We start from the raw sequence: 20,144 nt of genomic DNA on the forward strand, positions 1-20,144 counted from the left end.
TGTTTTAGATTAATGGCAATAAATAAAGATAAAGTACCCCGGAAAGAATGGCCAAACCAAAACTCAACAAGGTGCCAATAAGAACATACTCGGTAAGCTTACGGTTCTTTCCTTTGTTAAGGTCGCCGAAACGAAAAACGGACTTGGCCGTTATAAGCAAACCGATAGCCGCCCATTGATCCAGAAGGATGAAGCCAAAAACAAAAAGCCGCTCCAACATACCAATATAGCGCCCAGCATCTTTTAATGAACCCCCCTCGGCTTCATCGTCTTTTTGAACTTCTTGAATGTAAGGGGCCAATAGCATTCTCATCATAATGGCACTTACGAAGGTGACAAAAACCAAGAAGGTTATGAACAGCAAGGTCGGGGTATCAAAGAATTTTTGAAAATCGAATTCCAGTGTTTCATGCAAATGGATTACAAAAAATATCACACCTAAATGTAAAAGTTGATCCAGGGTAAACACCCAGCGGTAATTTTTGGCGTTGGTAGTATACAATTTACCCAAATCAATTAGGTAGTGGGATACGATGATTATGGGCACCGCCCATAGATTCTTAAACCCTAAAAGCAACAACAGTGCAATGATGTGCACTCCCATATGATAGTACAAGTATTTGGAACGAATTTTAGTTTGAAGTTTATGTTGTACCCAAGTATCAGGATGAAAGACAAAGTCACCAATTAAATGGGCGAGTATCAGTTGGATGGCAAAAGCGGAAATCATAGGTTTTGTATTTCGTTTTGGTACGTGGATATCATTTTTTGAACTTCTTCAAATCCGGCCCTATTGAGCTCTTCGCTGATGTTTCCCTGTGATTTGCCCAAAAGGGCTGCCAGTTCACTTTGCTTCAGGTCAGGGTTTTCCATAGCTGTTTTTACCGTTTTTGCTATGGCAGGGGACCAATGGTCCAGGGTCAATAGTGCAAGTTCAATGAGAAGGTTAATGCGTTGGTCAAATTCTGTGTTGGTTGATTTTAGGGCGAGATTCTTCTTTTTTAACCTTTCGAAGCATTCCCCGGAATGAATGAAGGCCGTACCATTGGATTCGGTAATTTTTTCTGAAGTATACGTCTTGTCACCTAATCCAATTGCAATTCGCACATCAATATTTTTGCTCTGTTTTATAGCCGCTTTGATGTGGATAGCTGCCTGTAGGGCTTTTGAGGGAGTGGTCTCCAATTGAAAGCTGTCCCCTCTGTAAATTTCCCAGTCTTGGGGTTCCTTTCCATATTGATTGAGCCCTTCCTTTAAGGCAATCAGCCAGTTAGGGGATTTATCTTCCCGGGAGTTTATGATATCTCCTGTTAGTACGGCAATCATAGAGTTCTATTAAAATCTGTATAAGAACAGATAGTAAGAATTATATGCTAATTAGCAGATAAATCAAAATATCTGTATAAAAACAGATAATCAAAAATATATGTAAAAACGCAGATAATCAAATAATATTTTGCCTTTTGGTTAACCAGAAGTAACAGGTACAACCGCAGATGTACCTGTTCTTAAGGTTTTAAGAAAGGTTTACAGGCTATTGGGAACTTTTTCCCGAAGGTCCGGAATTAAATTTCCATTGACCCAGCTCAACAAACGACTCTCGGTTGAGGTTTGCGTCCATTGCGAAGCCTCATCCAAATTTTGGGCCTGTTCTTTTTTGAAAAGTATTTTTTCGGGTACGCCATTTTCATCATCAGGGAAAACGAAAGTTTCTGCATAATAAAAGATCCCTGCCTCTGAAATTTGTGAAAGCTCACCAACTTTAATCAAGTGATTGCCATGGACGAAGAAATAGATACCTCCTCCTTCTTCACCACAGGCTTCGGCTTGATAATCAATAAGCAGAATACTATCTAAATGTGGAACGCCCTTGTTGTCCAACACTTTGATTTTAAAGTTGACATTGGACAAAGCTGTTTTCTGCTCGACGTAATCCCCTTCTTCCACATGCCTCATATTGAGAAAAGAACGTTCTCCCTCCTTCGATATCGCAAAATAATAATCGATACCGTTTAAGGATTTTTTTTCAAGGGACAGCAGACCTCCAAGAATATAGCCTACTTCCGTATCATACTTCACTTTGTAAAATGGGGAATCAAAACCCTTGTAAGGCCAAGAAAACTTGGTTTTTTCAATAATCTCTACCCACTCTCCAATTCTCAGCAGTTCGATAACCTCTGATTCTATTCTGGGATCGGATCGCAGTTTCACATTGTTGCCAAACAGAAAAACCTGTTCACCAGGTTTAAAGTCAGATGCTTCCCAAGAAGAATTTGGGTTCTCTTGGGCAAAGTTCAAATTAAATGTCAATAGGGTGGTTAGGGCCGCAATCAATAATCGTGTTTTCATTTTTATCGTATTAAGATTAAGACAGCCCAATATGGGTGTTAACTTATATACGGCATTAAATGTTAAAATGGTTGGTTTATCTTAAAATTTAGGGAGACTCCTTCAACCGCCAAGGGGGATTTAAACGGTTCTCACCGGCATAAAACAGGATTATTTGGTTCCCGTTCGGATCCTTTAACCTTGCCTCGCGCCAGAGCCAGGGGCGGTCTTCGGGCATTTCATCAAATGAAATTCCCTGAGTCACCAGCTCTTGCACTTTGTCATCAAGTTGTGTACATTCAAAGTATACCATGACGCCATTACCTTGCGGTAGGTCCTCGACCAAATGAATTGAAAAGGTACTACCCCCCTCAGGACAGGCAAAGCGAGCATAACGTGGGCTGGCCTTTACAATCAACTGCAATCCTAAAGTTTGATAGAACGTAATACTCTTCTCTAAGTCCAATGCAGGTACAGTAATTTGATTTAGATTCATTAGTCAATTTTTAGGTCAAGGAATTCAAGCTTGAATTAAAGGAATTTGCCAAGATTTATTTCTAAACGAAGTTATGCTTTTTCATAGCTTCCAATGAATTGGGTAGTTACGAATTAATACAAAAGAAAAAAGCCACACCCATGGCTGGTGTGGCTTTTAAAAAATCAACAAAAAACACTATCCTCTTCTACCTTCCTTCTGCATTCTCTTTTTGCCGTTCATAGCTCTTTTTAACCTTAATTTTTTCCAAGTTTGGTACTGATCTTCGTTCAATACCTCCTTCATTTTTTGTTGATGCGCAATTTGATGGTCCAAAAGATTATTTTCCATTTCAAATCGCTCATCCGAAGTGGGCTTTGTCCATTCTCCACTTTCTTTTTTTGCTTTCACCGCTTCGCGCTTTGATTTGCGAAGTTCGACTTCTTCCAAACTAATTTCCATGACCTTTTTTTGTTGGTCTTCTGTTAGGTCCAAGGCCAAGGTTAATTTCTTGGTGTGCAAGGTGGCCAATTGCTCGGCAGACATGTCTGCCTTTAAACTTCTGTGATGGTGGGGTCCTGGGTGTTGTGCAAACAACGTAAATGTGGACAATACCATAGCTAATACTACAAACTGTTTCATATGTTTAAACTTTTAATGATTTCCTCCTTTGACCATCGTAGAACCCGATTGGTTTAAAGGAAGACTACAGTTTGTGAAGTTTTTAACAGTGCAGGGGGATTCGGAGCTTATTCTGACAACTTGGCCAAGTCTTCCTTTGAAGTCTTGCCATAGTCAGAATCTTCAGCATAGGAAGTTTCAGCTAATTCTTGCGATGGAAATTGTTGTTTGTACGCTTCATACTGCTCTAATACGTGGTAAGCCGTGGCAGCAAAAACAAAACAGAAAAAATAAATGAGGCTCTTAGTTTTGTAGGTCATGATTTAGAATTTGGGAATACTAAAGTAGACAAACCAATGAGCAATTGCCATCATATGTTGTGAAACGACCTTTTTTAGATGTAAACCCGACGAAAAGCGAGGTATAATCGACAAAATGCATGGTTTGTCTAAAAAAGGCCGTACTTCACAAAAAATCTAAAAGAGATATCCCTATGATTTTGGATTTAATATCAAATCAATTCGTTCCAATACGTCTTGGAGGTGATAGCGACTCATTCGGTCTGATATACGACCCAGACCATTTTGGATATCACGTTTCAGATTATTCAGCTCGGCTCTTACCACGGATCTAATATCGGATTGACTCGTATTTACAGGAGTGGATTTTCTGTATCCCCCAAAGTCTGGAAGCTTCTTTTGATTATCTGCCGTCATCAAATACTCCAATCGGTCTACATACGCTTTCTGAAGATTTCTTCTATAGGTGTCAATGGTTCTCCCGCTTCTGGTTTCAGACCAGATTCCTCTCCTCAGATCGGTCATCATTTCCAATAGTCCGTATGCCTCATTTCCATTTATGGTCTCATTTTCTATGAGTCGGGCCATTTTGCCCAAATGCAATATGGTATTAAGGTATCTTTCTTGAACATTTCGAATGCGCTCTACGGAACCGGAATATTCTATTTTATTGAATATGTCCTGCTCAATCAACCATTCTGGAGTTTCGAAAAGCTGCTCGTTCATAAATCTCATGCAGTTCTTTTGATGTTCTTTAGCAACATGGGTGTATACTGCTCCATCTTGATCTGCAGTTTTATGATACTCATATACCCCACCAATATTGTTGGACACATGGCCCATATATCTTCTGAACTGATTGACCACCTGACCATATAGGATTTCAAGGTTATCGTAGTTCTTTCCTTCCTCAGTGGTCCATTCCATTAAGTTGGGAACAATACGTTTTAGATTTTCGATGCCATAAAGACTAGCCTTAATGGCATTATCCCCTAAATCCTCGGTTTGCGAACTTGGATCATGAATATCGCCTACTTGTTGGTGCCCGAAACGATACATAGGATCGTTTTCATGAGCGCGAATCCAACTGTTCAGAATTGGCTTTTCCTCTTCAGCCGTTTTATCCAAAATGGGCTTATAACCCCAACGGATGGCATGCTTGTCATAAATACCAATATCAGGCATAAGGGCGACACCGTCATCACCAGGTTGTGCTACATAATTAAATCGGGCGTAGTCCATAATTGCAGGAGCCGTCCCATACTTTTGTGTAAAGCTGGCCGAGCGCAACGAATCTACTGGATAAGCAACACTACTTCCCATGTTATGTGGAAGTCCGAGTGTGTGCCCCACCTCATGTGCTGAAACAAAACGTATCAGTCTTCCCATGGTTTTATCCTTGAATTCAACACCTCTGGCATCAGGATTTATAGCAGCAGTCTGTACAAAGAACCAATTACGGAGCAACGTCATAACGTTATGGTACCAGTTGATATCAGACTCCAAGATTTCACCGCTACGGGGATCGCTCACGTGTGGGCCATTTGCGTTGGGTATTGGGGACGCCAAGTAACGAACAACAGAATATCGAACATCTTCAGGTGACCATTCGGGATCTTCGTCCTTACTTGGGGGGTCTTTTGCGATAATGGCATTTTTGAAACCGGCTCCCTCAAACGCTACCTGCCAGTCTTCAATACCTTGCTTTATATAAGGTACCCATTTTTTGGGTGTGGCCCTATCAATGTAATACACAATGGGTTTTTTAGGTTCAACCAATTCTCCGGCCTTATACTTGGCAATATCTTCTTCCTTCACTTCCAACCGCCATCTATCTAGATAGCGAATGGTTCTACTTTCTTGTGCTTCCAATCCGTAATCGACCTGACCTCTTGCAAACCACCCGACCCTTTCGTCAAAGTATCTTCTTTTCATAGGTTCTGCCGGTAAAAGAATCATGGAGTTATTGATCTCCACAGAGATGGAGGCCATACTCTGATTACTGGGCGGTTCTTTGGCCAGATAGGTTTTTACACTTCGTGCTTCAATATTGAGAGGATAGCTTTTTAGGGATTCAATAAAACTACGGTCCGAATCCAAACGACTTACCTTATATCGTTTCCGAAAACGGTCTGGCATTCCAATCGCATTGACATCCTTGGTAAACATAGGACCTACTTCAATGACCGTTGCAGGGTTCAGGGAATCCTTTTTATTGAAGGCCTTGATGTCAAATGCAAAAAGAACCGGCTCAAAGTTAGAGTTTACCACTGCTTCATGAACGGGAAGGGAATCCGCAGCCACATTGCCATAGGAAACCACTCGAAGCAAAACTTTTTTCGGCTTTTTCTCCCATCGCAACACTTGGGTGTTAATTTTTCCTCCACCAAATCCTATTCCTGTAGCGGTTTTAGAGATTCGACTCACCATCAACATTTCACGGTTAAAAAGCGAATCGGGTATTTCGTAATAATGTTTGTCGTCAACTTTGTGCACATGAAAAAGGCCTTCATCGGTTTTGGCCTCCTTTGTAATCACCTTATCATAAGGTTTGATACCATTCTTTTTTGATTTGGCATCACTTTTTTGTTCGGTAGGTTTCTTTTTCTTTTTGAAAAGTTGCGCCTCGGCAGTTTGAAAAGAAATTAAGGCAAAGGCTAAAAAAAGAACTTTTGGAAGTAGTTTTTGGATCATTTTGATATCAGTTTGCTGTTTTGCGGTCGTTAAAGAACTTAAAAAACACGAAAACAGACTGTTAAATAATTATTAACTCTGATTTTTTTTGCAACCTATGCCAACCTTTGGGAGTATTGCATTTTACTGGTGGTTTCCGTTGAAACCCCACCTATAGTTGGGCTGAGAGAGGATGGGTTTTTTGTGAAAAATTCCAAAAAGCTGTAACAATTTAAAATTGTGGTAGTCTTATAAGCATACATCATCAATCAAAAAATTCAATCAAAAATGAACAAGTTATTATTAATTTACGGTTGCGCACTTTTAACAGGATCGGCCGTAGCAGAAGACCAACAAAGTACGGGATCAGCGACCGCTGATAAAAACCAAACGACAACCACCGGTACATTTGAGAACAACGTTACAGTATTGAACATCAATGCTGAGGTAGAAGGAATGGTAAACACGTATTTCGTGACCGCAGAATCCTTCGAATTAAATTTAAACGAAATAGAGTTCATCGAGGATGACACTGAAGTTGAATTGGGATTTGATACCTCTGAGTATCTTCCTGAAGGCTTCGACCCTTATGAGACTTATTTTGATTTGAATTCCATTATATACCTTGAAAGTGAAGTAGAATTTGACCTTGGCTTTGACTCCTCGGACTATTTGCCAACAAATTTTGATCCCTACAACGAGGTATTGGATGTACATTCAATCAACTATGTTGAAGAAGAGGACTTAGATCTAGGTTTTGACACCAAGAACTACTTGCCTGAAGGATTTTCTCCTTACGAAGCATATATCGATTTAAATAATATACCCTACATAGAAGAAACTGAAGTGGATTTGGGCATGGGTCTGGACAGCTGGTACAGCCTTCCCGAAGGATTTGATCCTTACACCGATGTGTTGGGAGTCGCTTCCATCAACTATGTAGAAAACGAGGACATGGAGTTGGGTTTTGATACCGCTTCATACCTCCCAGAAGATTTTGACCCTTACTTAGGGGCAAAGTAGTAGGATGTTTTAGATTTCATTTTACAATTTTTGAGTTAGTTAGTCATGAAAGGCCCTCCTCTGGAGGGCTTTTTAGTGCCGGTTATTTAGATTTTCATTACGCAGGATATCATGGGGGCTTATTAACAAAAAAATAACACTAAAATCGACGAAGTGTAGATGGCAAAAAAAACTCATTTTCCCTGTGAAAGTGGCAATTTAAATCAATCCGGGATATCACTTTGGCAATGGGGGATGTGAAATGTTAAAAAGTTCTCTGTGGCCCCTTTTTGGGCGATTCGTTAAGGAAAATCTAATTGTAATAATCCTTCAAAATAGTGGTTTTATCTTTGTACAAGAAATCAAAAAAACGACAAATAATGGTACGAAAAAATGTAATAATTACAGCACTTGCAATGACGTTGATGACGCCATTGGCATGGGCGCAAGGATTAAATAAACCCATAGAGGATTTTGATATCAACACGGTTGAGTTCGTAGAAGATAACCAAGACATTGAACTTGGTTTTGATACGGCCCAATATCTTCCAGAGAACTTTGATCCCTACAGTGGAATCGTCTCTGTAAAAGCTATCAATTTTATAGACCTATGTGATGAGGTTGAATTAAATATTGATACTGACGGATATCTACCAGCAGGGTTTGACCCGTATATACAGTAAAGTTAGTTTCTTACTTTTTTATTGAGTTAGTTAGTTAGTCAATGCCTCCTCATTCTTGAGGGGGCATTTTCGTTTTAGAAAAGCAAGGGTACCACTTAGAAAAGCAAGGGTACCACAAATTGAAACACTAAAACCAATAAACCCACGGCAATTAGGTTTAAGATAATGCCCACTCGTGCCATTTCGGGTACTTTTACATAGCCGCTGGCAAATACGATGGCATTAGGTGGTGTGGCCATCGGAAGCATAAAGGCACAACTGCTGGCAATGGTCACCGGTATGAGCAAGTACAAAATCGGGATGTCCAACCCGATGGCAATACCAGCCACAACTGGGGCCAGAACCGCTACCAAGGCCACGTTGCTCATCAGTTCAGTCATAAAAAGCATTAAAAGAATCAAAAGCGATGCTGTGAGCAGAATACTTATTTCACTACTGGCAATGGCACCAGCCACCAAATCCACAATTCCACTTACCGACATTCCTTTGGCCAAGGCCAAACCTCCTCCAAAAAGAATCAAAATGCCCCAGGCCAAATGTTGGGTGTCTTTCCATCGTATAATAAAATCGCCTCTTCTTATATTGTAGGGTATGGCAAACAGGGCAATGGCAGCAAATATGCTGATCATCGTATCAGATAGGCCTAAGCTTGGAAAGACTTTATTGATAAGCGTCCTGAAAATCCAAAGAAACACCGTTACACCAAAAATCGCTAGTACCATTTTCTCCTTACCCGAAGTTGGCCCCAATTTTCTCAGTTCTTCCTGTATTATATCTTTTGAAGCGTTAAACTTCAAATCTCTATTGGGAAACATCCATTTTACCAAAACCAGATAACTTATCGCGATCATTACCATTGAAAATGGCAGCCCCAAAGTCATCCATTTCAAAAAAGAGATTTCGGTATTGTATTCATTTTCAAGAAGACCGATCAATACGGAATTGGGCGGGGTACCAATGACTGTGGCAATTCCGCCGGCATTGGCAGAAAAGGCGATGCCCAACATCACACTTAAAGCGAAATTTTGGTCATTTTTGGTAAAACCATCTTCGTCATCAATCAGTAGTTTTATCACCGACAGCGCAATAGGCAACATGACGACCGTACTGGCCGTATTGCTTATCCACATGCTCAAAGAGGCCGTGGCGATCATAAATCCCAGAATGACCTTGTTTGGCGTTGTTCCCGTCAATCGAATGATATTCAGTGCAATGCGTTTATGAAGATTGACCTTTTCCAAGGCCAAGGCCATTACAAATCCTCCAAAGAATAAAAAAACGATGGGACTGCCATAATTTGCACCTACATCGGCAATGGGCAAAATTTTTAACAAGGGAAACAGCAATAACGGGAGCAAGGCAGTCACAGAAATGGAAACGGCTTCGGTAATCCACCAAATCAACATCCATGCGGCCACAGCGATTACTGCGTCTCCTTTTTCCGATACCAGTTCAAGAGGGAGATTGCTAAGAATCAAAAAAACGACCGGCCCCAAGACCAAACCCCACTTTTTGCTAAGCTCCATATGGGATTCGAAACTAGAGTATTTTATCAGAAATTAAAAATGGGAGCTTATTGTTTTACACGGGCAACAAGGGAATCCTCTGTTTTTTCCACTTCAAACAGTCCCAATTTAGCCAGATTTTTGGTGCTCTTGTCCCATTTTTTACCACTAAGGCTCGCCTTTTCTTTTAGCTCGGACAGTGCCATTTCACCCTTAGAATTTAAAATATCCATGATGACTTTCTCCTCGTCGGTCAGTTGGACCTGTTTTTTTTCGGGTCTCATTTGAGGGAAGAACAGCACTTCCTGAATGGAAGAGTTGTTCGTAAGCAACATCACTAATCGGTCGATTCCAATTCCAATGCCCGAGGTAGGGGGCATACCGTATTCCAAGGCACGTAAAAAGTCCTGATCGATGAACATGGCTTCGTCATCCCCTTTTTCAGACAATCGAAGTTGCTCCTCAAAACGCTCCCGTTGATCAATGGGATCGTTGAGCTCCGAATAAGCATTGGCCAATTCTTTTCCGTTTACCATAAGCTCAAAACGTTCGGTCAAGGCGGGATTATTGCGATGTTCCTTGGTCAAAGGACTCATTTCTTTGGGGTAATCAATGATAAACGTAGGCTGAACGTAATGGTGCTCACATGTTTCGCCGAAAATTTCATCGATAAGTTTACCAACGCCCATGGTTTCATCCACTTCAATGTGGAGCTTTTGGGCCACCTCGCGCAGCTGTTTCTCATTCATCCCAGCTACATCAAATCCGGTATGTGTTTTAATGGCTTCCAAAATGGGAACTCTTGGGTAAGGCGCCTTAAAGTCAATGCTATGGTCTCCAACTTGAACCTGGGTACTTCCTGTAGCATCGATGGCTACCTTTTCTAGAAGTTGTTCTGTGGTGTCCATCATCCAGTTATAATCCTTGTAGGACACATACAACTCCATTACAGTAAATTCAGGATTGTGGGTACGATCCATCCCCTCGTTCCTAAAGTCTTTTGAAAACTCATAAACTCCATCAAAACCTCCAACGATCAATCGCTTCAGATAAAGCTCATTGGCAATTCGCAAATACAAAGGAATGTTCAATGCATTGTGATGGGTCAAAAATGGACGCGCTGCCGCTCCCCCGGGAATAGGCTGAAGTATGGGTGTCTCCACCTCTAAATACCCTTTGGCATTATAAAACTCACGAATGCTATTGGTAATTTTGGTGCGTTTTATAAAGGTATCCTTCACAGAAGGATTAACAACCAAATCCACGTAGCGTTGACGATAACGTAGCTCTGGGTCATTGAATTCGTCATAAACATTGCCATCGGCATCCACTTTGGGTAAAGGCAAAGGGCGTAGGGCTTTGCTCAATACGGTGAAATTATTCACCATTACTGTTTTTTCACCAACTTGGGTAGTGAATAAGGTTCCTTCAACACCAATGATATCTCCAATATCAAGTAACTTTTTGTAGACTTCGTTATAGAGGGTTTTGTCCTCCGAGGGACAAATTTCATCTCTATTGAAATAGACCTGGATGCGTCCTTCCCCGTCTTGAAGTTCGGCAAAGGAGGCCTTTCCCTGAATTCGTCGAGACATGAGACGACCAGCAAGAACTACGTTTTTACCTTCCTCGAAGCTGTCCTTAATACTTTTTGAAGTTGCATTTATAGGATAAAGCGCTGCAGGATAGGGGTTTATTCCCATCTCTCTGAGCTTGGTCAATTTTTCTCTTCGAACGATTTCTTGTTCCGATAGTTGCATGTCCACAAAATTAAAGCGCAAAATTACACTTTTGCGCTTTAATTTTTAGTCTATCCTAATGCATTGAAGCATAATTGGGGGTATAAGGTTTTTCAAAGACAATTTGAGCGATATCTTCTTCCAAAGATTCGATGGGACTTTCCACAATTCTATTGGTTTCCTTTCCCTGTTTCATGAAGATAATCGTGGGAACTTTGATGATGTTCAAACCTCTTTCTTCCCCCGTAGGGCTTTTTTTATAGTGCTCCTTCCTTCGGTCCAGGGCCACGATGTCCAAATTTTCCATAGGAAAGTTGGCCGCTTTAAGAATCTTCACCAATCGGGGAACTTCCCTTTTGCTGTCACCACACCAAGTTCCCAAAAAAAGTTTGATGTGGTAGTCCGACAAGGGTTCTTCAAGTTTTTTTACTAGTGCTTCGTCAATGGCATAAGCCTTTTCGCCACTTTGGAACCAGATGTTGTAGGGTTCGGCAGATAATCCTTCTAAATTGATTTTTCCGATAAGGAATTTTTTTCCGTTTTCCAGTTCAATTTCTTGATTGAACTTTTGGGCGTTACCTAGGCAAAAGCTTAGTAGCAATGTAATAATCAAGAATGGTTTCATAGTTTCAAATTTTTGATTTGAACCGAAAATTCTTGAAAATGAGGCTTGTGAAAGAGGAAGTTGGGATGGAAATAGGGACTAGACCTGGGGTGGAAATTATTTTCTAAACAAACCTATAATCTCTTGACGCGATGAAACCTGTAGTTTTTTGTAGAGGTTGTTGATGTGGGTTTTTATGGTGCTGTGGCTTACAAATAGCGAAGCGGCAATCTCTTTGTTGCTTTTGTCAAGAAGGATGAACTCCACAATTTTTTGCTCTTGGGGAGTAAGTTTTTCCAGTCGCTGACTGACTCTAGATTTCTCCTTGCGCTTAAGCTTTGATAGAAGAACAAAGTTTGTACCCAAAGAGACCAATAGTAAAATTGCCAAAATCCATTTCCAATCAAAAGAATTTTCTACAGAAAACCGTGCCAACTGTGCGTCAGTCATAAATTCGGCCTCATATTGATTCGTAAAGGACGTATTCGGATAAACATCCTTCAGACGTAGCAGCAAGTCATTATAATACATGTTTTTTGCTACATCCTGAAGATAAAAACCATAGGTTTCGTTCCGCTTGTCCGAAAGAAAGTCGAAGGCATAAAGTTCGGCCAATGGCTCTTGCCAGCTTGCTCCCAATTCCTGAAATTTTGAGAACCATTTTTTGGAATTCAATTTTTGGCTGGCCGAACTTCTGAATTCTGCAAAATCGAAAATCATCTCTTCTTTTAGACCATCAATTTGCAGGAGTAGGTCAGATTTTGGATTTGTCGAGATGATATCGCAAAGCGCTTGTTCACCAAAGGAGGTGGGAAATTGGAGGGTATCGCCATTATTTGCAATAAATAGTACGTCTTCACTGTTGTTACATTGCCCTAAAAAATGAGGTTCTGCCGAATCTTCCTCACAAGTATCCAAATGAATTCTGTAAATTCTATTTTCGTCCAAAAGATTACTGCCTTCAAAAAGGAAATGGCCCAACGAGTCTACCTTTGTTTTTCTAATAATTTGGTCCAGATACACCCGTGAAGATTTTCTATAATCCTCCACCAAGGAAAGGTATATAGGTTTGTCCGCATGCTCTTCGCCCATCATTCCGGAAAACCTGTACTGCGACTTTGCGGAAATAACAGCCAACAAGAAGAAGAGGATGGTATAATGCTTCATTTGCTTCGCGTAGATGGTTTAAAAATAAAGCTTTTGACTGTAACAAAACTTGAAAATCATCGACTTATAAGTATCATCAATCAAAATCAAATCAATGAGTTTTTGGAGAGTTTTACTTGCCATTATTTTTCCACCCTTGTCAGTCATCGGAAAAGGTTGTGGTTCTTTTCTTATTGTGTTACTTTTAACCCTATGTGGATGGGTTCCGGGGATAATCGGGGCTTTGGTCATCCTAAATAACACGAACTGAAGATACATACCATGCGAAAAACCAACCTATTTTTTGTGACCCTTCTAGGGGTCATCGCCCTTTCTTGCAATTTTACGGAGGAAATCACTTTACAGGAGGACGGATCAGGAAAATTATCCATCAATTTTGATGGTTCTGAGCTTATGGAAATGGCTGGTGAGGAAATGATGAAAGACAATGAAAAACCTGTTGATTCCCTAATTTCATTTAAGGATATTTTGGAGGAGAAAAAGGATAGCATCGCCCAACTTTCCCCCGAGGAACAGGAAAAATTAAAGCGATTGGAACCCTTTAATATGCACATGGTGATGAATCCTGAGGAGAAATTAATGAAGTTTGACCTTTTCAGTGAATTCACCAACGTGAGTGAGGTCAACGATGCCTTCAATGCCTTTCAAGGAGCCAGCGCATTGGGGCCCAATGGGGGTCAAGAACAGCCGTCACCCATGGGAGGGCAGGATCCAACCACAGAGGTTTCATATTCTTTCGAGGGCAATAAATTTTCCAGACAGGCCAAAATAATTGACGAAGAACTCTTCAAACAAAGCATTGACAGTCTGCAAGGTGCTGAAATGTTCTTATCAGGATCCACATATACACTTAAATATCACTTTCCGAAAAGAGTGAAATCCACTTCTGCAGAAGCCGCTACTTTTAGCGCCGATGGAAAAACCTTGATCTATCAAGTCAAGTTTTTGGATTTGATGAAGGATCCTTCCATATTAGATCTTGAGGTAGAGCTAGAAGACTAAAATAGGGTTTGCCTTTTGGTCTTTGTATCTTTGTGGAATGAACAAAAAGGTGCTTTTTGAGGATTTAGGCCATAAAGATTACAAGGAGACTTGGGATTACCAGGAACTCCTTTTCCAAAACATCGTAGATGCCAAAATAAGGAATCGAAGAACGGAAAGTAACGAAGACACTTCCAATCATTTTCTTTTTGTGGAGCACCCCCATGTGTTCACCCTGGGAAAAAGTGGGGATATGGAAAACCTGTTGGTAGACGAGAATTTTCTTAAAGAAAAAGGAGCCACATTTTACAAGATCAATAGAGGAGGGGATATCACCTATCACGGACCAGGTCAGGTGGTAGGTTATCCAATTTTGGATTTGGATAATTTCTTTACTGATATTCATAAATACCTTCGTTTTTTAGAGGAAATGGTCATTCTTACCTTGGCTGAGTATGGCCTAAAGGGACAGCGTTCCGATGGGGAAACAGGGGTTTGGCTTGACGTTGGCACTCCTTTTGCCCGAAAAATATGCGCCATGGGCGTTCGTGCCAGTCGATGGGTGACCATGCATGGCTTTGCCTTTAATGTAAACGCAGACTTGGGCTATTTTGATTTAATGATACCCTGTGGAATTAAGGATAAGGCGGTAACCTCACTTAACGTCGAACTCGGAAAAAAGAGCGTGGACATGGAAGAGGTCAAACAAAAACTTCTACGACATTTTGAATCGCTTTTTGAGGCAAAGCTGGTCAAGCAAAAAGCAAATGTCTAATTTTGTTGTAAGACTTAATTAACGTTATAGTCTGTCAAGAGCATAGAGCCTCGCAGCGTAGTTTTGTCTTCTGCATAATCAAGCATCTTAACTACTCCTACACCTTCGGCCAACCATTGTTTGGTATGGGAAGCAATTGTGGTTCCCATGTTCATGATCATATCATAACTCACAATATGGCAATCGAATTCTTCCCCGTTGGGTCCATTGAGTGTTTCAGTTCCTTCAATGGTTCGATTGGTCATCTTCATGGATATTCTTTGAGTTCCAGCTGGAGTTGTCACGACAAGTTCCATTGAGCTTTCCGGCAGTAGTGGCCCAGAAGTGGCCAAGTAATCTGCCAAGTCATTAGGTAAGTAAATGTTGGAGCCTTGGATATCGGCCTCCATGTCAGAATACCTTGCCAACATTCCCCCAGCCATTGATTTGAAATCTATCTCCACACCATCGTCGGTACACTCAACATTGTATTGTGAGCTGCTTAGGACCATACCTCTGCTTTCCATCGTATAGGTGTATTCGCCGGTATCCCCTACTACTTTGTCTACTTTATAGGTCACTTTTCCTTGTGAAACATCGTCCACGTCATACATTGTTAATGTAACAAAAGAACCCTCTGTCATGGGGTAGTATTTGCTGCATTTTCCCTGGGCATTGGTATGCTGCCCAGTAAATGGAAGTATAATCAATAAAAGAACTATTAAATATTTCATGACTAGATTCTTATGAATTCAACCCTTCTATTTTGTGCTTTTCCTTCCACCGTGGTGTTGTCACCGACGGGTTCAGATTCTCCCTTACCTTCACTTACCAATCGGCTTCCATCGATATTGTATACTGAAGTTAGCGCATTTTTAACCGCTTCTGCCCGTTTTTGAGAGAGGGCCAAATTCGTATCATCACCACCATCAGAATCTGTGTGTCCGACAATTTTCAAATTCATACCAGTTTCTTGTTGTAGTACTTGCGAGATTTGACGAATAATCCCCATGGACTGCGGTTGAATGTTGGCCGAACCTGATTCAAATAAAATACCATTAGTGGAGACCTTTCCTTGGGAAATAAGGGTTCTTCTCAAATCCAATCCCCCTTCCGCTACTTTTAAGTTGGAGATAAAAACCTTCTCTTTACCATCTTTGAAACCATTGGAATGAAATTTAACGGTGTTCAACACAGCACCGGGTGCCACTAATCTTGGCACATCCAAATATTTTACTTCATTCACCCAAAGTCTATATCGCAGTTTGTTCACGGCTATGGATACATGGGGATAGTCTAAAATCTCATCACGTAAATCGGCCTTGACCGTACTGCGTATTTCACGCTTGCCATTTATTCTATTTTCAACCGTAACACCAATGGCGGCATATTGGCAGAAAGGAATTTCAGCAAATGCAAAATTGGAGCCCGCTGCAAATTTTTCATCATTACTTAACAAAACCTGTAGTTGTGCTGTGGAAGAAGTTTGCCGATCTAGGCCCACTGCGGCTATATCAAATTCAATGGTATATTCCTCCGGCAGCTGTGGCACATCGGGTATATAATAAATATTGTAGCCAGATTTAAGTTCTAGCCACTTTTGCGGAGAGTCTCCGAGTGTAACCAGTTCACCACCCGCGTTGGTATTCCATTTGGATGGAAAATCTCCTACGAAATCAAACCCAAAATCATCGAAGAACAATTGCTTATCACCAGGGACATAATCAAATTTGCTATAAACTTGAATGGTCTTTGGTCCCGTGTTTCCTTCAGGGCCCGAAGTTGATGAATTATCATTGCCAGTGGAGGAAGGATTGTTGTCTTCAGAAGGCGTTTTCTGGGTGTTTGGCGTTTTTTTCTTTTTCTCTCCCGTTCCGAGTATACTGTCCAAGGCTTGATCCGTCTTTTTGGTCGTCTCTCGCTCAACACGGCGTTCCACCGTGCGTTCTGCAGCTTTCTCGGCTCGTTTCCCCAGTTTCTTGAGAAGCTGGGCGTTTCCTGAGAGGCAAAATCCGAAAACAAATAATAAGGTAGTTGCTAGTTTAATGGAGGTTTTCATTAGTGCAGTGTTTTGAATATGTACGTACTTCATTAAGTGCTACATAAGGTACGAAAAACGGTGCATTCCATACGCCAAGATGTATGTTTTGTCCGAAGTAATGTATAAGCAGTAAAAAATGTGTGAATCAATACATTTTATAGACAATCAAGGAGTTTTCTTGGTCCTTGGCCACAAGTTCAAGATTTCGGTCGTTGTCCATATCTATTAGGTCAATAAGCGAATTTCCAAACACAGGAAAATTCGAAATAGGTTTTGCCTGACTGTCGAAAAGGTATATTTTTTGGTTTTGGATATCGGTTACACTCACATAAATTTTATCATAGATATAAAAAATCTTTGGCGCAGAGTAAACGCCCAAATCGAGTTCAACTTTCTTTCCTTTGATGCTGAGTACATTGTCATCCATAAAGACCAAGGTCTTGCTTGTGGCATACATTCCATGGTCACCACCCAGATTGAAGTTTGTTGTGGTGAGCTTGCCCTGGGTGTCCACTTGAATCAACCGACCTTTCTTGTCAGTAGTTGAAAACTTGTTTTTATAAAGAAAAACACTGTTTTCGGTAAAATCAATTTTGTCCTTGATTTTCACCCTATCACGGCCAACTCTGTGCAATATTTTCAGGTCTTTGTTTTCAAGCATAAAAACCAAGTAGTCCTTATTGTTGATTCTAAAGTGTTTCGGAGCTTCCAAAATGTCGCTTTCTGCTTGGGTATAAATAAAGCCATCCACAATGGCTGCTTTGTTATTGTACATAAAAACATTTCTGCCCTGGGTGACCACAAAGCGATAGTCTTTTTTGCCTTCGTAATTAAAAACTGCCAAAGAATTTAAATTGCCACCTTCGTATTTTTTGTTGAAGGGTTCAACGATTTTCCCATTTCGATCAAGTATCAAAAATTGATTGTTCGTGCAAAAGGCTAGTTGAAGCCGACCGTTTTTGTAAATATCTACTTGAAGTATTTCTCCCTGTATTCGGCCTTCCAACTGTTTTTTCCAAAGTACCTTTCCTTCGGAGGAAATGAGGTATAAGAAATTGTCGTTATCCTGGACCACAACTTCCTGCTTGTTGGTACGATGGTTCTTTACAAATTGGGGGTCGATGGCAATATCTGAATCCAATTCCAATGTAAAAAGCGGTGCCACTGAATTTTTTTTCGATGGCTTTTCGGTTTTGGAAATTAAAAAATTGGCATGGGCAAATCCATCATCCGCAACAAACTGAGCCGCATAACAATAGCCTTTAAGCTCACTTTTTTCTAAGTCCTTCAACATGGGTAAATGAGGTTCTTTTTCTGCTAAAATTTCCAATCCCTCTTGATTGCCCACAAAGTAAATGTTGGATTCATTGGCAAATGCTTCCAAAGCAGTTTTATGTAATTGAGAATTAACAAATGTGGAGCCGCTCTTAAAGGAGCTTATTAAAGTTTGAAGTGGTTCCTTGGATTCTGTAAAAACAAAGGCATTTTCAATGGTAGTGCAATAGTTGGACTCAAAATCTTTAATCAGAGGGTTAAAGGATTCAGCAATAAAGTCTTTGTTTCTGAATTGTCTTATCTCACTGCCCTGATAGGTACTGGCCGAACTTGTGTTTTGATTGATATAATCGGAAAGACTCTCCGAGCCATACGAATTCAACACCACTAATTTTTCTCCTTTTACGTAAATGACCCCGACCTCCTCTATGGTATTGAACAGTGAATCCACATCTTTTACTCTGTCCAAATAAGAGTTCTGCCGCTTGGCAAATTGGGAGTACTGGTCAAAAGTATATGATATAACGGCTTGAGACGAAAGTGGTGCATAATCCGCTGTTTTTTGGGGAAGTGCATTGCTTCCATCAAATAATCCAACGTAGTTTTTAGTGGAGTCCGAAACAACGGCCAAACCATTGAAGGTAGAGCTGTTTTGATTGGAAGAAAAGTCCAAACTCATCCACTCGGCAAAACTTCCTCGGTTTTTACCGTTGATGGAACTTTGGTTCAACAGGGGATTTTCCGTTTTTAGATTAAAGAAAAAACTGGCCGACTTATCATTTGAAGCCGTATCATAAAGTTTCTGTAAATCTTTTTCGACCTCTAAGCTACCTTCCAGGCGAATAAGATTCTCCACTAGCATTTGTGAAGAGCTAAAAAAACTATGCCCATTTCTTTCGGTACCAAAAACCTCATAATCCCCAATTTGGTACTTGGTAAGTGATTTATTATCGTATGTGAGCGTTTCAATCTTTTTTTCTGTGTTCTCATCAATTTTGATTGAACTAGAATCCTCGCGAACGACCCACATAATTTCGAAATTCTCCTTGCCCAACTCGTATATCCCAAGTAGCGATTTGGAATCAGTCTCAATATGATTTAGAATATCGGCCTTTTCCGAGATACTTTTCAGCATGGCAAGACTTTTACTCTTGTCCAAGAAAGTGTTGTTTCGAAGTTCACTCAAGAAACCGGCGAGATTGTTGATTTTCACCAGGGCGATTGCGTCTTTTGGGAGATGTCGAATCAGCGAATCTTGCGTTTGGGTTTGTTTTTGGCAAGAAAAGCACCAAAGAAATATAAGTATAAGGAGTGCCCGAATGTTCATTTGAAGTTTTGTGTCAAATTTAGAACTTTTAGATATCCAATGTCAATTGCTCAGGCAGCTGTTTGAATGTTTTTCTATGATAGGGGGTAAGTCCGTGCTTCCTTATGGCTTCCCTGTGCTCTTTGGTTGGGTATCCCTTGTTTTTGCTCCAATGGTACATAGGATACTCTTTATGAAGGGACATCATGTACTCATCCCTATAGGTTTTGGCAAGGATGGATGCCGCTGCAATGCTCAAGTATTTTCCGTCGCCCTTGATAATGCATTTATGCTTTAAAGTTTTGTAGGGTTTAAAACGATTTCCATCAACCAGAATGATTTCTGGAGATAGGGTAAGGTCATCCAAGGCTTTGTGCATGGCCAATATGGAAGCATTTAGAATGTTAATTTGGTCAATTTGATCCTGAAAAACATGTTTTACGGAAAACGAAAGTGCTGCTTTTTCCAAAATTGGTCTGAGCATGGCCCTTTTTTGTTTTGAAAGTTGTTTAGAATCGGTCAGTACCTCATTTTCAAAATCTTTTGGCAGGATTATGGATGCAGCCGTCACGGGACCTGCCAAACACCCTCTTCCAGCTTCATCGGTTCCTGCTATGGGGCCATTTAGACCAAAACGTTCCAACATAATTTGAGAAAAAATTGATTCAGGTACAAAAAATTAAAAAAGATA

20 protein-coding genes are annotated in these 20,144 nt (G+C 40.6%); 5 read left to right on the forward strand and 15 right to left on the reverse strand.

The window, feature by feature from the left end; translation table 11 throughout:
• Window positions 1–4 precede the first annotated feature (4 nt).
• The 7 genes from EW142_RS15955 to EW142_RS15985 form a co-directional block, all read right to left on the reverse strand.
• Entirely contained in the window at window positions 5–730 is a 726-nt protein-coding gene (locus EW142_RS15955; RefSeq protein ID WP_240740234.1) for a DUF3307 domain-containing protein, read from the reverse strand.
• On the reverse strand, window positions 727–1,326 hold the full coding sequence (locus EW142_RS15960; RefSeq protein WP_130615582.1) for a transcriptional regulator: 600 nt from the start codon (window positions 1,324–1,326) through the stop codon (window positions 727–729). The genes EW142_RS15955 and EW142_RS15960 overlap by 4 nt, the downstream gene beginning before the upstream one ends.
• Before the next feature lie 201 nt (window positions 1,327–1,527).
• Window positions 1,528–2,349 (reverse strand): SH3 domain-containing protein, encoded by an 822-nt coding sequence (locus tag EW142_RS15965; RefSeq protein WP_130615584.1) that lies wholly within the window; start codon window positions 2,347–2,349, stop codon window positions 1,528–1,530.
• An 88-nt stretch (window positions 2,350–2,437) separates the two neighbouring features.
• Window positions 2,438–2,824 (reverse strand): VOC family protein, encoded by a 387-nt coding sequence (locus tag EW142_RS15970; RefSeq protein ID WP_130615586.1) that lies wholly within the window; start codon window positions 2,822–2,824, stop codon window positions 2,438–2,440.
• A 177-nt stretch (window positions 2,825–3,001) separates the two neighbouring features.
• A complete protein-coding gene (locus EW142_RS15975) occupies window positions 3,002–3,445 on the reverse strand; it encodes a hypothetical protein (RefSeq protein WP_130615588.1) in 444 nt (147 codons plus the stop codon).
• Between the two features lie 107 nt (window positions 3,446–3,552).
• Window positions 3,553–3,744: a hypothetical protein gene (locus EW142_RS15980; RefSeq protein ID WP_130615590.1), complete on the reverse strand. Its 192-nt coding sequence runs from the start codon at window positions 3,742–3,744 to the stop codon at window positions 3,553–3,555.
• A 171-nt stretch (window positions 3,745–3,915) separates the two neighbouring features.
• Window positions 3,916–6,417: a zinc-dependent metalloprotease gene (locus tag EW142_RS15985; RefSeq protein WP_130615592.1), complete on the reverse strand. Its 2,502-nt coding sequence runs from the start codon at window positions 6,415–6,417 to the stop codon at window positions 3,916–3,918.
• A 267-nt stretch (window positions 6,418–6,684) separates the two neighbouring features.
• Between EW142_RS15985 and EW142_RS15990 the strand changes: the two genes are divergently transcribed.
• On the forward strand, window positions 6,685–7,419 hold the full coding sequence (locus tag EW142_RS15990) for a hypothetical protein (protein ID WP_130615594.1): 735 nt from the start codon (window positions 6,685–6,687) through the stop codon (window positions 7,417–7,419).
• A 359-nt stretch (window positions 7,420–7,778) separates the two neighbouring features.
• Window positions 7,779–8,081 (forward strand): hypothetical protein, encoded by a 303-nt coding sequence (locus tag EW142_RS15995; RefSeq protein ID WP_130615596.1) that lies wholly within the window; start codon window positions 7,779–7,781, stop codon window positions 8,079–8,081.
• 95 nt (window positions 8,082–8,176) lie between these two features.
• On the opposite strand, the gene EW142_RS16000 is transcribed toward EW142_RS15995, so the two are convergent.
• From EW142_RS16000 to EW142_RS16920, 4 genes are all read right to left on the reverse strand, one after another.
• The gene (locus EW142_RS16000; protein ID WP_130615598.1) at window positions 8,177–9,607 is read right to left on the reverse strand and encodes an SLC13 family permease; all 1,431 of its coding nucleotides are present in this window, start codon (window positions 9,605–9,607) and stop codon (window positions 8,177–8,179) included.
• 47 nt (window positions 9,608–9,654) lie between these two features.
• Window positions 9,655–11,346, reverse strand: a complete 1,692-nt coding sequence (gene lysS, locus EW142_RS16005) for a lysine--tRNA ligase (RefSeq protein WP_130615782.1) — start codon at window positions 11,344–11,346, stop codon at window positions 9,655–9,657.
• A 55-nt stretch (window positions 11,347–11,401) separates the two neighbouring features.
• Complete coding sequence (locus EW142_RS16010) at window positions 11,402–11,950, reverse strand: thioredoxin family protein (protein ID WP_130615600.1); 549 nt, start codon at window positions 11,948–11,950, stop codon at window positions 11,402–11,404.
• Window positions 11,951–12,046: 96 nt separating this feature from the next.
• Window positions 12,047–13,096 (reverse strand): response regulator transcription factor, encoded by a 1,050-nt coding sequence (locus EW142_RS16920; RefSeq protein WP_130615602.1) that lies wholly within the window; start codon window positions 13,094–13,096, stop codon window positions 12,047–12,049.
• A gap of 94 nt (window positions 13,097–13,190) precedes the next feature.
• Between EW142_RS16920 and EW142_RS16020 the strand changes: the two genes are divergently transcribed.
• Genes EW142_RS16020 through lipB form a run of 3 tightly spaced genes read left to right on the forward strand, consistent with a single transcriptional unit; the run spans window position 13,191 to window position 14,852 of the window.
• Window positions 13,191–13,346, forward strand: coding sequence for a YqaE/Pmp3 family membrane protein (locus EW142_RS16020; protein ID WP_130615604.1), 156 nt, complete (start codon window positions 13,191–13,193; stop codon window positions 13,344–13,346).
• Window positions 13,347–13,357: 11 nt separating this feature from the next.
• Window positions 13,358–14,098 (forward strand): hypothetical protein, encoded by a 741-nt coding sequence (locus EW142_RS16025; RefSeq protein WP_130615606.1) that lies wholly within the window; start codon window positions 13,358–13,360, stop codon window positions 14,096–14,098.
• Window positions 14,099–14,135: 37 nt separating this feature from the next.
• Entirely contained in the window at window positions 14,136–14,852 is a 717-nt protein-coding gene (lipB, locus tag EW142_RS16030) for a lipoyl(octanoyl) transferase LipB (RefSeq protein ID WP_130615608.1), read from the forward strand.
• Window positions 14,853–14,866: 14 nt separating this feature from the next.
• Here lipB and EW142_RS16035 read toward each other — a convergent pair whose 3' ends face one another.
• The 4 genes from EW142_RS16035 to EW142_RS16050 all read right to left on the reverse strand — a co-directional run bounded on the left by EW142_RS16035 (window position 14,867) and on the right by EW142_RS16050 (window position 20,099).
• Window positions 14,867–15,565, reverse strand: a complete 699-nt coding sequence (locus EW142_RS16035; RefSeq protein WP_130615610.1) for a TapB family protein — start codon at window positions 15,563–15,565, stop codon at window positions 14,867–14,869.
• Between the two features lie 2 nt (window positions 15,566–15,567).
• Complete coding sequence (locus EW142_RS16040; protein ID WP_130615612.1) at window positions 15,568–16,890, reverse strand: OmpA family protein; 1,323 nt, start codon at window positions 16,888–16,890, stop codon at window positions 15,568–15,570.
• 127 nt (window positions 16,891–17,017) lie between these two features.
• On the reverse strand, window positions 17,018–19,360 hold the full coding sequence (locus EW142_RS16045; protein WP_240740235.1) for a ribonuclease HII: 2,343 nt from the start codon (window positions 19,358–19,360) through the stop codon (window positions 17,018–17,020).
• A 142-nt stretch (window positions 19,361–19,502) separates the two neighbouring features.
• Entirely contained in the window at window positions 19,503–20,099 is a 597-nt protein-coding gene (locus EW142_RS16050) for a ribonuclease HII (RefSeq protein WP_130615616.1), read from the reverse strand.
• Window positions 20,100–20,144: the final 45 nt, after the last annotated feature.

The sequence above is a fragment of the Flagellimonas allohymeniacidonis genome (assembly GCF_004296335.1).
GTDB classification, from domain to species: Bacteria; Bacteroidota; Bacteroidia; order Flavobacteriales; family Flavobacteriaceae; genus Flagellimonas; species Flagellimonas allohymeniacidonis.